Below are 15,949 nucleotides of genomic sequence, written 5' to 3'. Positions count from 1 at the left end.
AGACACCGCCCTTTCACGGCGGTAACACGGGTTCGAGTCCCGTCGGGGTCATACAAACAGAAGTGAAATATCGCTTCTGTTTTTTTAATTCTATATTGGAGAGTTGTCCGAGTTGGCCGAAGGAGCACGCCTGGAAAGTGTGTAGGCGCCACAAGCGTCTCGAGGGTTCGAATCCCTCACTCTCCGTTAATTACATAATTTGAGTTTCTTTGAAACACCGTAACCTTTGATATATTTGGGTTTCGGTGTTTTTATTTTGCATAGGTTTTTAATATTTTGTCATTTCATGGTCAAAATGGCCAAAAATATAATTCTACGCCATTGACCAAAGCGTTGACAAATTAACTCAGTATTACCTGTGGTGCAAGGCTTTCTAGTATTATTATTTTGTTATTGATAGATTAAGAATCATCATATAACCATCTTTTTAAATAATATGGGATGCCGTCTCTTTACTTAATGATTAATTATACTAAGCGTTATGGTTTATCAATTTTAATTGCAATGTCTTCTAATCTATCTTTTACTTCTTTTAGTGTATGGCTCTCTGAAAAAGTGAAATGAAACGGGGTATTTTTGTTTGTTTTTGCATATATTGTTATTAAGTCATAATATAAGCCTTGCTCAATTTCGTATTTGATAAATTTCATTTTATTTTTATCTCCTTCATCATATATATATAATTAAAAACGTTTATCTTTCTTCTTATCTAATTATGCTATAAGTATAGGAGAGGGAAGAGTTCGAACCTCTGACACTTTAATAATCTATTAAGATAACGAGAAATACTTTCATAGACAGTTTTTTGTTTATGTGCTTATAATTATTTGAAAGCGAAGTCATTTTTACTATCATATCACCAAAATTCATCGCATACAACTTAAATTTTGACTGTTTTACAAAAGAAATGTAAACAAATAGTATAAATATGTATTTACGGTAAGAGTAATTAATAAAATGCATCAACTCTGTTAAATCAAAGTAAAAACGTTATAATGGTCAATGAGATGGAGGAATGACAGATTGGAATTTTGGTTGAAAACGCAAGCAAAACAAAATGGAGATAAAATATTTATTGATGATGGTACCAATAAAATTACCTTTGCTTCAATGTATTACGAGGCAAGTCGATTAGCTTATCAAATAAAACAATTGAAAAAAAAGCGTATAGGTATATATATAGAAAATCAAATTGAATCTATTACTTTGATTAATGCGTTGTGGTTAGCAGGTGTAGAAATAGTGATGCTAAACACGCGTTTAACCAAAGAAGAAATGCAAAATCAGTTATACTCTATAGAAACCGATACAGTTATTACTACTAACAATTTATTGTTACAAGACATAGAGATAATTGACTTTAATGAATTAAGAAAAGAGGTTTCTGACAACACGTTTGAGGCTATATTCAATTTGGATCGAATTGCTTCAATTATGTTTACATCTGGAACAACTGGACCACAAAAAGCAGTTCCTCAAACTTTTAGCAATCATTATGCAAGTGCAGTTGGTTGTAAAGAAAGTTTAGGATTTGGTCAAGACACAAAATGGTTATCTGTGTTACCTATTTATCATATATCTGGTTTAAGTGTCATACTAAGAGCACTTATGGAAGGCTTTACAGTACGTATTGCAGCGAAGTTCAAATCACAAGTAATTCTTGAAATAATCCAAAAAGAGTTACCAACACATGTATCATTGGTTCCACAAACTTTAAAATGGTTAATGGAAGAAGGTTTGGATCAACCATTTAATATACAAAAGATATTGTTGGGTGGGGCTAAACTTTCTAGTACTTTAATTGAAAATGCTTTGAAATCAGAATTGCCAATTTATAATTCATTTGGAATGACTGAAACATGCTCTCAATTTTTAACAGCATCACCAAATATGTTAGCGAAGCGATATGATACTGTTGGAAAACCAAGTGAAAATGTTTTTGTTAAAATAAAAGACCCTAACGATCAAGGACATGGAGAACTGCTTATCAAAGGTGATAACGTTATGAATGGGTATCTATATCCTGAGAATTTAATGGCTACTTTTGAAAATGGTTATTTTAAAACGGGAGATATTGCAGAAATTGATGAAGACGGTTATGTAATGATTTATGACAGACGTAAAGATTTAATTATTAGCGGTGGCGAAAATATATATCCATATCAAATAGAATCTGTGGCAAAACTTCATGAATCAATTGTTGATGCAATGTGTATTGGGGAACATGACAGTACATGGGGAGAAGTACCTTATTTATATTATGTTTCAAAAACAGAATTATCAAATGAAGAATTATTGGCACATTTTAAAACGCATATAGCGAAGTATAAAATCCCGAAATATTTTAAACATGCAACAGAATTACCTTATACATCTACAGGTAAATTGCAACGAAAACATTTAAAAAATTAGGCGTGAGCAATTATGAAATTGAGTGAAATGAAACTTTATATTTGTAATAATTATTTTAAGCATGCAATCGTTACTCCTAAAGTAACAATGGACAGGCGTAAAGCACTTTTTGTTGAGTTTATAACTGATAAGCATATACATTATTTTGGAGAGTGTAACGCTTTTGAAACAGATTGGTATGCAGATGAAACAATAGAAGTAGTTTATGACCAAACAATAAAGTGGTTTGAAGCATATAAAAACCATGAATTTGAACGCTTTTCGGATGTACAAAATGCACTTCAATGTTTGGAGCAATATCCTGCTACACGAAGTATGATTGTGATGGCCTGTTATCAGGCTTTTTACGAATTGGAAACGTTTAATGTACCCTATGGTGCTACAGTTAGTGGTCTAACATATAAACATATTTTCAACTTAAAAGACACACAACCACAACGCGTAAAAATAAAATGGTCTGAAAATATTTTAGAAGATGTAATACAGTTGAAGAGATTGCCATTTAAATCTCAAATCGTCATTGACGCTAATGAATCAGTTAAAAATAGTGAATTTGAGAAAGTTATGCTACTTTCTAGCAGCGAGATACTTTATTTAGAAGAACCTTTTAAAGATATACAAAAATTAAAAGATTTCAAAGATTCTGAATTACCTCCCATAGCCATTGATGAAAAGGCAGTATCATTGAAAGCAATTTTATATTATGTTGAAAATTATAAAATTGAAGTTGTGGTATTAAAACCATTTAGACTCGGCGGCCTTGATAAAGTCATGGAAATAATTGAAATATTGGAACAAAAACATGTGAAATTTGTCATTGGTGGTATGTATGAATATGGTTTGAGTCGTTATTTCACGGCTTTATTAGCACGATATGCCACTTATCCAAGTGATATTACACCACACGGATTTTATTTTGAAAATGATATTGTAGCGCATTCGGGCATATTAAAAAGAGGCTCAATTTATTTTGAACCTCCTTTTGTAAACAAGTTTTATTTAACTCAGATTAATTAAAGTTTATGCTTTTTATCTTTTTTTAGTGGTACTGGATCAAATCCACCTTTATGGAGTGGATGACATTTTGAAATACGTTTAACACCTAACCAAGTACCTTTGATGGGTCCGAAAACTTCTATAGCTTCTCTTGTATATTCAGAACAGGTGGGGTAAAAACGACATGTAGCCGGAGTCATCGGAGAAATGAAATGTTGATATATATAGATAAGACTTAGAAAGATTTTTTTCATAATATTTTGCCTCCAACAATTTACATAGCAATGATAGTTTAACATATATAAAGGGAGTTTGATGTTTGTGAAGTTTAAAGATAAAGAAAATGATGATGTCTATTTATCATTAAAGGATGAAAACGACATCCCGGATGGTGATCATGTCTTGGTTATTCCTATATATCAAGGACAATTGCTTTTCACCAAACATAAATTAAGAGGCATAGAATTTCCAGGAGGCAAAAGAGAAGAAGGAGAATCGAGTGAACAAGCGTGTGAAAGGGAATTGTTTGAAGAAACAGGTGCGCTTATAAATATCAAAGACCAACATTATATTGCTCAATATTGTGTTAATCGACAAAATAGTCTACCGTTTACAAAAGATGTTTTTATGGTTAAAGTAGATCGATTACAAACCAAAAATGATTATTTAGAAACTGAAGGTCCATTACTTTTCAATAGTATTTCAGACATTAAAGAAGAACGTAAAAGTTATTTATTGAAAGATGCTGCAATCTTACAATGTTTAGAGAGAGTGATCGAACTTGGATTTTATGCATAAAAAAAGAATGCCTATAGAAGTACCTGACCATACTTTTGAAGAAGTCACTTACAAAGTAGATGGCATTAATGTTAGAGGTTTATTAATGCAACCTCATAAAAATGTAAAGAGAATTGTTGTATATTTGCGAGGTGGTAAAGGGCAAGTCGGCAAAGTAAGAGCAGGGAGACTAATGCAATTTTCAGATGCGCAAACACTTGTATTTGGGCCGTATTATAGAGGTAATAATGGTAGTGAAGGCAAAGATGAATTTTATGGCAGAGATTTAAATGATGTTACGGTTGCTATACGAATATTAAATACACTATATCCAGAGGCTTATATTCATATGATAGGCTTTTCTAGAGGTGGATTACAAGGGTTACTTACATTTCAGGATTTGCCTATAACTAGTTATATTATTTGGGGTGGTGTGTCCGATATTCGTCTCATGTACGAGGAAAGAATAGATTTAAGGGGGATGTTGAGGAGGATGGTTGGACATCCAAAGAAAAAAGAAAATGCATATAAGCAAAGAGATGCGATAACTAATATACATGCCGATAGTCCGCCGATACTTATAGTACACGGAGGAAAAGATAAACAAGTAGGGATTCACCAAGCCTATTATTTGGAAACACAATTGAAACATATTGGTACAACTTATCAAACATTTTACCAAATGGATGAAGGCCATGTACCAAGGCCATTTGCGATGAAAAAAGCGTTAGCTACAGTTAAACAATGGATGGCACAAGTGGAAAAAAATAAAATACTAAATAAAGCACATGGACCACAATAGTAATGTGGTCCATGTGCTTTATTTAGTATTTTATTTAAAATCCACCGTTTTGTGCTAAATCTGAAACTTCATCGCCAAATTTTTCGAAATTATGTTTAAATCTGTCTTTTAAATCTTGCGCTTGTTCTCTATATGCCTCTGGCTTACTCCAAGCATTTATAGGATTTAGTAATGTTTGAGGTACATCATCAACTTCCACTGGTATATTTAATCCAAACATATCATCTTGAATATACTCCGTATCTCTTAATTGACCAGTAATTGCCTGATTGACCATTTGTCTCGTATAATTTAAGCTAATACGGCGTCCTGTACCATATTTACCACCAGTCCAACCGGTGTTTACTAAGTATACATCTACATCGTGTTTATCTATTAAGTTACCTAGCAAGTCTGCATAAACTTTTGCGTGTAATGGTAAGAAAGGTGAACCGAAACATGTTGAGAAAGATGGTTCAGGTTCAGTTATACCTCTTTCTGTTCCTGCAAGTTTAGCTGTGAATCCACTTAAAAAGTGATACATTGCTTGATCTTTGTTGAGTTTTGAGATAGGTGGTAACACACCAAAAGCGTCAGCAGTTAAGAAAATAATCGTATTTGGATGTGCTGCTTTGGAAGGTGTAACGATATTATCTATATGATTGATTGGATAAGCGGCTCTCGTATTTTCAGTATAATAGTTATCATCAAAGTCGACATCGCCTTCTTCGTCTACAACAACATTTTCTAAAATCGTACCGTATTTAATTGCTTCATAAATTTGAGGTTCTTTTTTGTAAGAAAGGTTGATTGCTTTTGCATAACAGCCACCTTCGATATTAAAAATACCATTTTCATTCCATCCGTGTTCATCATCACCAATTAACTTTCGAGTTGAATCTGCTGAAAGCGTGGTTTTACCTGTTCCAGAAAGTCCAAAGAATAGAGCTACGTCACCTTTTTCACCAACGTTTGCGGAGCAGTGCATACTCATAATATTATCTTTAGGTAGTAAGTAGTTCATTACGGAGAAGATACCTTTTTTCATTTCACCAGCGTATTCAGTTCCGCCAATTAAAATGACCTTGTGTTTAAATGAAGTAATAATAAATGTTTCTGAATTTGTACCATCTTTACTTGGATCAGCTTTAAAATATGGTGCCGATACAATAGTAAAGTCAGATTTGATTTCTTCTGCTTCTTCTTTTGTTTCGGGACGAATAAACATATTTTGTGCAAATAGATTATGCCAAGCCAATTCGTTTACAACTGTTAGTTTAAGTTGTGAATCCTGATCACTACCTGCATATCCTTTAAATACATATAATTCATCTTTTTCATTTAGATAATTTAATACCTTATCATATAACTTTAAAAATGTGTCCTCTTCAATAGGTTGATTGATATTTCCCCAATCAATGTCATCTCTGTATGATGGTTCATTAACAATAAACTTATCCTTCGGTGAACGACCAGTGTATTTACCTGTTTTAGCGTTAATTGCACCTAGTTCGGTTAATTCTCCTTCATTGTTATTAAGAATTTTCTTATACAACTGTGTTGTGGATTGTTGAAATAATGAAGTCTTCTTGTCCAAAATATTTTGAACTTTTTTTGTGTAAGTGTATGTATCTACCGCCATACTAAATCCCTCCAACGCTATTAAATTAATGTAAGCCTTTACAATTACAGAGTATAACACATATGATTGATTAGTCCACACCATATTTAAAGGAAATTAAATAAATATCAAATTGACATTACTACTTAGTTTCGGTACTATAGTGATTAACGGATTCTCTTATCCTGAGTGGCGGAGGGACATGGACCCAATGAAGCCCAGCAACCTCTTCTTACAATGAAGAAAGGTGCCAAACCGTTTGCGGACAAATAGCGTCTGAACGATAAGAGCGAATGGACGTATAAGGGCCTTCTCTCTATTCATATAGTGATGAAGGCTTTTTTTAATGAGCTCAATCAAAGAGAATTTTCGTAATCAAAGACAAAGGAGCAAGTTAATTTATGACTTATAATAGAAGATTATTTACTTCAGAATCGGTTACAGAGGGGCACCCAGATAAAATCGCTGACCAAGTGTCTGATGCAATTTTAGATGAAATTTTGAAAGACGATCCTAATGCGCGAGTTGCTTGTGAAACAACGGTAACTACAGGTATGGCATTAATTTCCGGAGAAATTTCTACTGCTACTTATGTAGATATACCTAAAGTTGTAAGAGAAACAATTAAAAATATCGGATATACACGTGCGAAATATGGTTATGATAGCCAAACGATGGCTATATTAACCGCAATTGATGAGCAATCACCTGATATTGCACAAGGTGTCGACAATGCCTTAGAATATCGTGACAATATATCAGAAGAGGAAATTGAAGCAACTGGTGCAGGTGACCAAGGTTTAATGTTTGGTTATGCGACGAACGAAACGGATACTTATATGCCGTTACCAATATTTTTATCGCATCAATTAGCTAAACGATTATCAGATGTGCGAAAAGATAAAATTTTAAAATATTTGCGCCCAGATGGAAAAGTTCAAGTGACAGTGGAATATGATGAACAAGATAAACCGCATCGTATAGATACAATTGTCGTTTCAGCTCAACATGCAGAAGATACTACTTTAGAACAAATTCAAGCTGATATCAAAGAACATGTTATATATCCAACAGTACCTGAGGGATTAATCGATGATAATACAAGATTTTATATTAATCCGACTGGAAGATTTGTAATCGGCGGACCTCAAGGCGATGTTGGTTTAACAGGTCGTAAGATTATCGTAGACACATACGGTGGTTATGCACGTCATGGAGGAGGTTGTTTTAGCGGGAAAGATCCTACAAAAGTAGATCGTTCAGCTACTTATGCTGCTCGTTACGTAGCCAAAAATATTGTTGCTGCTGATTTAGCTGATAAATGTGAAGTTCAACTCGCTTATGCAATTGGTGTAGCGGAACCAGTTTCGATTGCGATAGATACTTTTGGAACAGGAAAGGTAAGTGAAACAGAACTAGTAGCTGCTGTTAGAAAACACTTTGATTTAAGACCAGCAGGCATTATTAAAATGCTAGATTTAAAACATCCAATTTATAAACAAACGGCTGCGTATGGCCACTTTGGACGAACAGATATACTGTTACCATGGGAAAAATTAGATAAAGTTAATTTATTAAAAGATAGCGTAGAAATATAAGCACGAAGTATTTATTTTTTAACTTTACTATCGAATGATGAGCTCATATCTATTATAATTAAGTTACTGAACACATAAAGGAGCGTTGTTGTTATGAATTCATTTGGCCCGATAGAAATTGGTTTAATCGTGGCAATAGTCGTAGCAGTTATTTGTTTAATCTTATTTTTAGTTGCTTTGAAAAGTAAGAAAAAAGCACAGCAAACCATCGAGGAGCAATATAAATCAAGAGAACAAAAACTTAGCGATGAACATGATGAAGAGTTAGAAAAAGAAAGAATTGAAAATAAAAAGCAAGTTACTAAACAAAAAGAGGACTACGAAGCTACAGTAAATGCGAAAGATCAAGAAATAGATGCATTGAAACTGTTCTCAAAAAATAAAAGTGAGTACGTAACGGATATGAGATTAATTGGTATTCGCGAGCGTCTAGTTAATGAGAAACGCATTCGACCAGAAGATATGCATATCATGGCAAATATTTTCTTACCTAAAAATAACTTCAGTGATATACGTCGTATAAGTCATTTAGTACTTACGCGTACAGGACTATATCTCATTGATTCTCAGTTGTTAAAAGGTCATGTGTTTAATGGCATTAATGCTAACCAATTCAAAGAACAACCGATGATGGAACAAGTGTTTGATACGTTAAACCTTGATAAACAAACGGCACAAACATTAGTAATGGATCAAAATGATGATAAAGATTCTTTATCATTTGTGAATTATACAAATTATTTAAATGAAATTGAAAAACTAGCTGGTGAATTACAAACAGAATTAAACTTGAAGTTCACACCGACGTCAATCTTATATTTTAATCCTAAAGATGAAGGTGCTGTGACTATTTCAAATTATGCACAAAGTACCAATTCTAAAGTGTTAGTTGGACCAGAACAACTTGATGAATACTTTAATAAGTTTGTTTTTCATGGTCGTATCCAGTACAATGTTGAAGATTTACAACGTGTGATGGATGAAATTGAAACATTTAACTAATAAAGTATCAAAAATATAAATCTTAATACAATATGCTCATAAATGAATTTTTTGAAAATTTATTTATGGGCTTTTTTTTATCAAAATTTCATATGTATTAGCTTGTATTTCTTAAACGCAAGCTTCAATATTTCGTTTTAAGTTTATTTGCCTATCAGTAATAGAGTATCCAAGACTCCATTTATTAATGATATCCTAACTATATACAACACAATAGAGACTTGAATCTTGGAACAAATGTGCTTAAACTTAATTTTTAAAGGTGTTTTTGTTTAGCGAAAGTGACAAAGGATATTTTAGTATTTTACGTCTATATTTTTAAATTATAGTCGAAATGAATGACAAAAATAACTATTTTAAAACAAATTATTTAATATTTAGGCATTTTAATTTAATAGTTTGCCAATTTTGATTATTATTATAGTTAGTTTAATAGTAAAGGGGAGCTCAAATTTGGAATTTGTAACTTTTTATAATGGTAATGAAATGCCTATCATAGGTTTAGGTACTTTCCGAGTTGAAAATAATGATGAATGTAAGAAGGCAGTTAAACATGCAATTGAAAATGGATATAGACATATTGATACTGCAATGATATACGAAAATGAAGAGATGGTTGGACAAGGTATTGCAGAAGGACTAGCTTCTACAGGTTTAGAAAGAAGTGATCTTTTTATTACATCTAAATTATGGCTCGATGATTACGGTCGTAATAATGTAGCTGAAGCTTATGAGACTAGTTTAAATAAACTAGGTTTAGATTATTTAGATTTATATTTAATGCATTGGCCAGGTCTAGATGAAGCGTTAATGATAGATACTTGGCAAGGTATGGAAGATTTATATAAAAATGATAAAGTTAAAAATATAGGTGTTAGTAATTTTAATGCAGAACATTTAGAAGCATTACTAGCTCAAGTTTCGATTAAACCTGTGATTAATCAAGTTGAATTTCATCCTTATCTCACTCAGTCAGAATTGAGAAGATATTTAGAAGTTCAGAATATACATGCAGAATCTTGGTCACCACTAATGAATGCACAGATTTTAGAAGATGATACAGTTAAGTCGATAGCATCAGAAATAAATAAAACACCTGCACAAGTTATTATTAGATGGAATATTGAACATGATGTAGTCGTAATACCTAAATCTGTCACACCAACTAGAATTCAAGAAAATTTAAATGTATTTGATTTTGAGTTAACTAAAGCACACATAGAGCGATTAGACAGTTTAAACGAAGATAAAAGAATAGGCCCAAATCCTTCAGAATATAGTGGGCATTAAAAAATTGAAATAAAATATTGAAAAAGACCGTAAGTATAGTAGTTTATAACTATATTTACGGTCTTTTGTTATGTAAGTTAAACCATGAAATATCCTAATAAACATGCGACGAAGGACACTACATATTGTAAAATTGAATAAACAATAAAGTGAAATACGTGCTTGTTTGTTGTTAACATTTGAACTAACTCAGATGACAAAGTTGAAAAAGTTGTTAGTCCACCTAGAACGCCGACAATTAAAAATGTGTTAATCCAAGAAATATTTAAAGCAAGACCCATGAGCAAACCAATCAAAAAACTACCTAAAATATTTACGACAGGTGTTGCAATAGGTAATGCACTATCAATTTTATTGTTAAAGAAGTTTGTAACAACAGAACGAAGAACTGCGCCTATTCCGCCACCTAACATAACTAAAAATATTTGACTCATGATAAATGTGCCCCCATTTTAACACCGATATAACAAACAAATATACCTATGATGTAACTAAGTAAAGCGTAGGTTATGAACAGTACATATGCTTGTTGTTGTAATATGCCAACAAGTTCGAATTGAAACGTTGAAAAGGTGGTAAGTGCACCAAGAAACCCAGAAGTCATACCTTTTTTAAGTAGTGGATTGTTTCTAAAATACCGTATTGCTAAAGAACCTAACAAGCCCATAAAAAATGCACCTATAATATTTGCAATAAACGTGCCAGATGGAAATCCATCATTAGTATTTAAAAAAGATAATAGATAGCGAATGAATGTCCCAAGGGCACCGCCAATAAACATATATAAATATTGCACGATGATTTCTTCCTTTCAAAAAAATAAACTACAAAAGTAGTATAACTTTTGTAGTAAAAATTAGAAAATAATACCAAATGTTGAAAGAGAAGCTATAATATGAATGGCGATCACAATTAATAAGATATAAGGTAAAATTTTACTAACCGGTCGAATCCAGTCTGAATCTTCATGTAAATGTTTAACGGATTTATCAGAAAAGATAATAGCAATTATTAAAATAATAGCATTGATAATACTACAAACAAAAATAAGTTTAATCATTGAATTAAAGTGCATATTTAATAGAGGGTTTCTAGTATTAAAATAAAAGCTAATAATAATTAAAATGCATGATAAATAAAAATAAAGTTTTGAACGTGCCATAATTACCTCCTAATGCAATTCATTATGTAATAATACCATAAATTAACTTAAAGTTAACTAAATTTACAATAAGAAAAATATTTTAGTGAATAATAATATAAATTATAAAGCTCGTCTATAGTGAATCCAGGTTGATAACCAATTATTGTATTTTTAGTAAGTCATCATCTATAAGCAGAAAAATAGAATTTATGACATAAAGGTGGTATAAATAAAGTGTATGGTTTAAACCGTTATAAAAATAATTCTTTATAGAATTATTTATTTTAGTCAGGAGGAATTAGTAATGGCAAATTTAAATGTTGAAGTGTTTGCAGATGGTGCAGATATTGAAGAAATGAAAGCAGCTTATAAAAATAAACAAGTAGATGGTTTTACTACAAACCCAAGTTTAATGGCAAAAGCAGGTGTAACAGATTATAAAGCTTTTGCTGAGGAAGCTGTGCGTGAAATTCCTGATGCTTCAATTTCATTTGAAGTATTTGCAGATGATTTAGAAACAATGGAAAAAGAAGCAGAAATTTTAAAACAATACGGAGATAATGTTTTTGTTAAAATTCCAATTGTAAACACTAAAGGCGAATCAACTATTTCTCTAATTAAAAAATTATCAGCAAACAATGTTCGTTTAAACATTACTGCTGTTTATACATTAGATCAAGTTAAAGAAATTACTGACGCTGTAACTGAAGGTGTTCCAACTTATGTTTCTGTATTTGCTGGACGTATTGCAGATACAGGTGTAGATCCAATTCCATTGATGAAAGAAGCAGCTGAGGTTACACACAGTAAAAAAGGTGTAAAATTATTATGGGCAAGTTGTCGTGAAGTCATCAACGTAATCCAAGCTGATGAAATTGGTGCTGATATTATCACATGTCCTGCAGATGTAGTTAAAAAAGTGAATAATAATTTAGGACGTGACGTTAACGAATTATCAGTAGATACAGTCAAAGGCTTTGCGAAAGACATCCAAAGTTCTGGACTTTCTATTTTATAATCGTGAGCTCAGTAAGTTCATTGCTGAGTTAATGCTAATCTAAGAGAATAAAAAAACACTTTCGTAGAATTCATTGCTTAATGAATTGATACGGAAGTGTTTTAATTTTTATCAACATTGCTGACACACTTTAAAATTTAAAATACGGTTGTTGAAATAATGATGATGAGTGCACAGAAAAGTTGTATTATTAATACATTGTTGAGTTGATTTGCGTGGGTTTGAGTTAATTGATTTTCTAGTCACAATGGAAACAAGAATTATCGGATAGTCCACTTTAACTAAGAAAATGTAATTTGATTAAAAAATTTTTATAATTTCATTGAAACCATGAGATAAATAACTTATCCTTTATAATGATAGTATAAGTGTTATACATTTAAGGAGAAACTTTAATGAAGGCAAATATTTTTAAACAGAAAGTTAAAAAGCATTTATGGTTTTTAAATAAAAAAGAGAAACATCAACTAGACCAAGTATTAACAAATGTCTTGGATAAACACCATGAAGAAGAACTCAATCGACCGATTGCGTTTTCCAATCAATTTTTGAAAAATTATATCTTTGAAGAAAAAATAGTTTCATCAACTTATTTCTTCATGTTATTAATTAGTATTTTATTTACATATATTATTTTATTAGGATTATTTTTATTTGCTTTATTGACAAGTTTGTCATCAGTCCAATTTTTTATTAAACCAGAAGTTGATTTATCTAGTGTTATAGTTATATTGACACTTATTGGTGCAGTATTATTACTGATAATTAGCCTGTATTTAATTAAGGTAGTAACAGGCTATTTTACGAAAAAGCTATTAGAATATAAACACAATAGATCACTATGATGCGTTAAATTAAAAGGTGAGAAAGTGTAATACTTTCTTGCCATTTTTTATATACAAAAGTGTAGGGTGCATCAACGATGATATATGTAGCATTTTCAAAATAAATCGTTGTTTGATCATTATTTGATTTAATGCCAACAATCGCATTTGCATTAATGTAGTATTGCAAGGGCGCACGCCTCGCTTAAGAGGAAATAAAGTGATTTGTGGAGTAATAAATATGGGGACCATCTTTCTTATTTTTAAAATTTGTTTAGCTTGTTTTGTTTGATAAGAGAGAGATAAGCCATAGGTTTCAAGTAGATAAGTAATTGTAGGCATTATTGAAGTAGGATAGTGAAATTGATGTGTGGTATATTGTCCTATTGTTATGATTTCATTTCCAGCAACTGATTTTAAGTATAATAATTTTGTAAACTGTGTCATTTTCCAACTCCTATTTTTGATTTAGTCCGTAATATTTAATGTATTTTACTTGAACCTTTTTTCGGTAATTTTTTATTGTAGAAATAGAGCAGTTTAACATCGAAGCAATCTCAAATTGCTTATATCCAAGCAATTTTAATCTAAGCCAGTTTTTTTCGTTAGTAGTTAATAGTTGTAAAAATTGCTCATACATAAGTTGATAATTCCTATGATCAATCATATTAGTTTGCTGTTCTATTAAATAATGAGAATGTATTTTGATTTCTGATTGTTTTTGACTGCGAAACAAATCAATCAAATAGAAATTCAAACGAAAGAATAGAAATTGTTCTAATGTTGTAGAATGATGTGGTGAATATTTTTGTGTTAATTCCCACATTTTGATAGTAAGTAATTGAGTATATTCTTCTCGATTATACTCAATATGATATTTTTTTAATAACACAAAAATAATATATTTAAATTGAAAATAAGTTTGTTCGAAAGACATGCTGTAGCTCCAATGTTATATATAACTTTGATTTCCGGATGAAATCATTTTATTTTAAATTATAGTAATTTTCATTTGCTAAATAATGATAATAGGTGTTAAATAGAGATAATAAGATAGATAAAATTTAAGTTTTATAACATCAACGCGTATTCAACTTAAAGATATAACACTTTAGAGTTTTAGTATTATCTTCGGACAACAAATCAGGAGGTTTATATGGATTACGCACATTTAAATTTAGAACATTTTTTTGCAAGACATGATGATTTAGATATGATTAAAGATAAATCAGACTTTGTTATGATAAATAATCTAACAAAAGAAATGATGTACCGTGATGGTGAAATTGAAGGAACAATTGATTTAAATCGTTATTATTATAAAAATAGATCTCAAGCAGTAAGCTTTGTAATGATGGAATATAATAAAAGTCAAGAGTAATGAAATTAAAATTTCATTACTTTTTTTATGAATATGTAACAACAAACATATTAAATTGTACGTTCAACTATTTAGTGTTAGAATTTAAATTTAGATAGTCTCTTATAGTATATTTCTATAAAGAGAGAACTTAATATTCTTATTATTACCTATGAGGTGTGGACATGACGAAGCATAAGAAAGGCTCGATACTATCAATTATTGGCTTATTGGTGGTGTTAGTGATAGCTGTTATCGTTGTATTTTCAATGATTTCAGATCAAATCTTTTTTAAAAAAGTTAATCAACAAGAAAAAGTAGAACAGCTCAATATTTCTTTAAATAAAGCATCAAAAAAACAAATCGATAATTATACTAGCCAACAAATTTCAAATAAAAATAATGATTCGTGGAGAGATGCATCTTCAACAGAGATTAAAGCAGCGATGGATAGTAAAGAATTTATCGAAAGCGATACGCAAAAATACCAATTTTTAGAATTAGATAAATATCAAGGTATTGATGAAAATAGAATCAAAAGAATGTTAATTGATAATCCAATATTATTAGAACATTCAGATGATTTCATAAAAGCAGCGAAAGAAAAGCATGTAAACGAAGTATACTTAATATCACATGCATTACTTGAAACAGGCTCAGCTAAAAGTGAGTTATCTAGTGGTGTTGAAATTGATGGTAAGAAATATTATAACTTTTTTGGAGTTGGCGCACTTGATGAAGATCCAGTGAAAACCGGTGCTGAATATGCAAAAAAACACGGTTGGGATACGCCAGAAAAAGCAATTACTGGTGGCGCTAATTTTATACATGAACATTTTTTATCAAATAAAGATCAGAACACACTGTATAGCATGCGCTGGAATCCAAAAAATCCTGGTGAACATCAATATGCTACAGATATTAAATGGGCAGAAAGTAACGCAAGTCTAATGTCAAACTTTTATAAAGATATGAAAACTGAAGGTAAATATTATAAATATTTTGTATATAAAGATGACAATAAACATAAAAAAGAATAATTAATTTTGTTATTCAAAAAGGACTAATCCGTCGGAATGAACTGCACCCTGTCAAGTAGACAGTGAAAAAAACAAAATGTTTATGG

Annotated in this window: 19 protein-coding genes, 1 tRNA gene and 1 riboswitch; of the genes, 12 read left to right on the top strand and 8 right to left on the bottom strand. The window is 31.0% G+C overall.

Annotated features, from left to right (window positions below; genetic code table 11):
- The first annotated feature begins 97 nt into the window (after window positions 1-97).
- Window positions 98-186 (top strand) — tRNA-Ser (locus CD032_RS10620).
- Between the two features lie 293 nt (window positions 187-479).
- On the opposite strand, the gene CD032_RS13145 is transcribed toward CD032_RS10620, so the two are convergent.
- Window positions 480-650: a hypothetical protein gene (locus CD032_RS13145; RefSeq protein WP_019468057.1), complete on the bottom strand. Its 171-nt coding sequence runs from the start codon at window positions 648-650 to the stop codon at window positions 480-482.
- 373 nt (window positions 651-1,023) lie between these two features.
- On the opposite strand from CD032_RS13145, the gene menE reads away from it, so the two are divergent.
- Window positions 1,024-2,412: an o-succinylbenzoate--CoA ligase gene (gene menE, locus CD032_RS10615; protein ID WP_064264383.1), complete on the top strand. Its 1,389-nt coding sequence runs from the start codon at window positions 1,024-1,026 to the stop codon at window positions 2,410-2,412.
- A 12-nt stretch (window positions 2,413-2,424) separates the two neighbouring features.
- Window positions 2,425-3,429 (top strand): o-succinylbenzoate synthase, encoded by a 1,005-nt coding sequence (gene menC, locus CD032_RS10610; RefSeq protein WP_019468059.1) that lies wholly within the window; start codon window positions 2,425-2,427, stop codon window positions 3,427-3,429.
- On the opposite strand, the gene yidD is transcribed toward menC, so the two are convergent.
- A complete protein-coding gene (gene yidD / locus CD032_RS10605) occupies window positions 3,426-3,662 on the bottom strand; it encodes a membrane protein insertion efficiency factor YidD (RefSeq protein WP_019468060.1) in 237 nt (78 codons plus the stop codon). The genes menC and yidD overlap by 4 nt on opposite strands.
- 61 nt (window positions 3,663-3,723) lie before the next feature.
- Here yidD and ytkD point away from each other — a divergent pair, with 61 nt between their 5' ends.
- Together ytkD and CD032_RS10595 are read left to right on the top strand one after the other, a co-directional pair.
- Window positions 3,724-4,206 carry an RNA deprotection pyrophosphohydrolase gene (ytkD, locus tag CD032_RS10600; protein ID WP_026034750.1) on the top strand — a complete coding sequence of 161 codons (483 nt, stop codon included), beginning with the start codon at window positions 3,724-3,726 and terminating at the stop codon, window positions 4,204-4,206.
- Complete coding sequence (locus CD032_RS10595; protein WP_172459298.1) at window positions 4,190-4,987, top strand: alpha/beta hydrolase family protein; 798 nt, start codon at window positions 4,190-4,192, stop codon at window positions 4,985-4,987. The genes ytkD and CD032_RS10595 overlap by 17 nt, the downstream gene beginning before the upstream one ends.
- A gap of 34 nt (window positions 4,988-5,021) precedes the next feature.
- Here CD032_RS10595 and pckA read toward each other — a convergent pair whose 3' ends face one another.
- Complete coding sequence (gene pckA / locus CD032_RS10590; protein ID WP_019468063.1) at window positions 5,022-6,608, bottom strand: phosphoenolpyruvate carboxykinase (ATP); 1,587 nt, start codon at window positions 6,606-6,608, stop codon at window positions 5,022-5,024.
- 156 nt (window positions 6,609-6,764) lie between these two features.
- Window positions 6,765-6,877: riboswitch (SAM riboswitch) on the top strand.
- A gap of 111 nt (window positions 6,878-6,988) precedes the next feature.
- Between pckA and metK the strand changes: the two genes are divergently transcribed.
- The 3 genes from metK (at window position 6,989) to CD032_RS10575 (ending at window position 10,477) form a co-directional block, all read left to right on the top strand.
- The gene (gene metK / locus CD032_RS10585) at window positions 6,989-8,185 is read left to right on the top strand and encodes a methionine adenosyltransferase (protein WP_019468064.1); all 1,197 of its coding nucleotides are present in this window, start codon (window positions 6,989-6,991) and stop codon (window positions 8,183-8,185) included.
- Between the two features lie 93 nt (window positions 8,186-8,278).
- On the top strand, window positions 8,279-9,187 hold the full coding sequence (locus tag CD032_RS10580; RefSeq protein WP_019468065.1) for a nuclease-related domain-containing protein: 909 nt from the start codon (window positions 8,279-8,281) through the stop codon (window positions 9,185-9,187).
- Between the two features lie 453 nt (window positions 9,188-9,640).
- Entirely contained in the window at window positions 9,641-10,477 is an 837-nt protein-coding gene (locus CD032_RS10575) for an aldo/keto reductase (RefSeq protein WP_019468066.1), read from the top strand.
- Window positions 10,478-10,554: 77 nt separating this feature from the next.
- Here the strand turns inward: CD032_RS10575 and CD032_RS10570 are convergent, their stop codons facing one another.
- From CD032_RS10570 to CD032_RS10560, 3 genes are read right to left on the bottom strand one after another with little or no spacing between them, the layout of a single operon-like run.
- Window positions 10,555-10,911, bottom strand: a complete 357-nt coding sequence (locus tag CD032_RS10570; RefSeq protein ID WP_019468067.1) for a fluoride efflux transporter FluC — start codon at window positions 10,909-10,911, stop codon at window positions 10,555-10,557.
- Window positions 10,908-11,273 carry a fluoride efflux transporter CrcB gene (gene crcB, locus CD032_RS10565; protein ID WP_040030429.1) on the bottom strand — a complete coding sequence of 122 codons (366 nt, stop codon included), beginning with the start codon at window positions 11,271-11,273 and terminating at the stop codon, window positions 10,908-10,910. Before crcB ends, CD032_RS10570 begins: the two co-directional genes overlap by 4 nt.
- Before the next feature lie 60 nt (window positions 11,274-11,333).
- Window positions 11,334-11,639, bottom strand: a complete 306-nt coding sequence (locus CD032_RS10560; RefSeq protein WP_019468069.1) for a hypothetical protein — start codon at window positions 11,637-11,639, stop codon at window positions 11,334-11,336.
- A gap of 286 nt (window positions 11,640-11,925) precedes the next feature.
- On the opposite strand from CD032_RS10560, the gene CD032_RS10555 reads away from it, so the two are divergent.
- On the top strand, window positions 11,926-12,639 hold the full coding sequence (locus CD032_RS10555; RefSeq protein ID WP_019468070.1) for a transaldolase: 714 nt from the start codon (window positions 11,926-11,928) through the stop codon (window positions 12,637-12,639).
- Between the two features lie 395 nt (window positions 12,640-13,034).
- Window positions 13,035-13,484, top strand: a complete 450-nt coding sequence (locus tag CD032_RS10550; RefSeq protein ID WP_019468071.1) for a hypothetical protein — start codon at window positions 13,035-13,037, stop codon at window positions 13,482-13,484.
- A 4-nt stretch (window positions 13,485-13,488) separates the two neighbouring features.
- Here CD032_RS10550 and CD032_RS13530 read toward each other — a convergent pair whose 3' ends face one another.
- Both CD032_RS13530 and CD032_RS10540 read right to left on the bottom strand, forming a co-directional pair.
- Window positions 13,489-13,653, bottom strand: a complete 165-nt coding sequence (locus CD032_RS13530) for a hypothetical protein (RefSeq protein ID WP_231912212.1) — start codon at window positions 13,651-13,653, stop codon at window positions 13,489-13,491.
- A gap of 267 nt (window positions 13,654-13,920) precedes the next feature.
- Window positions 13,921-14,400 carry a sigma-70 RNA polymerase sigma factor region 4 domain-containing protein gene (locus tag CD032_RS10540; protein ID WP_019468073.1) on the bottom strand — a complete coding sequence of 160 codons (480 nt, stop codon included), beginning with the start codon at window positions 14,398-14,400 and terminating at the stop codon, window positions 13,921-13,923.
- A 219-nt stretch (window positions 14,401-14,619) separates the two neighbouring features.
- On the opposite strand from CD032_RS10540, the gene CD032_RS10535 reads away from it, so the two are divergent.
- Together CD032_RS10535 and sagB are read left to right on the top strand one after the other, a co-directional pair.
- Window positions 14,620-14,844 (top strand): hypothetical protein, encoded by a 225-nt coding sequence (locus CD032_RS10535; RefSeq protein WP_019468074.1) that lies wholly within the window; start codon window positions 14,620-14,622, stop codon window positions 14,842-14,844.
- A 164-nt stretch (window positions 14,845-15,008) separates the two neighbouring features.
- On the top strand, window positions 15,009-15,863 hold the full coding sequence (sagB, locus tag CD032_RS10530) for a peptidoglycan release complex glucosaminidase SagB (protein WP_019468075.1): 855 nt from the start codon (window positions 15,009-15,011) through the stop codon (window positions 15,861-15,863).
- Window positions 15,864-15,949: the final 86 nt, after the last annotated feature.

The sequence above is a fragment of the Staphylococcus cohnii subsp. cohnii genome (assembly GCF_002902365.1).
Taxonomy (GTDB): domain Bacteria; phylum Bacillota; class Bacilli; order Staphylococcales; family Staphylococcaceae; genus Staphylococcus; species Staphylococcus cohnii.
This window is presented reverse-complemented; position numbering and strand designations above follow the sequence as displayed.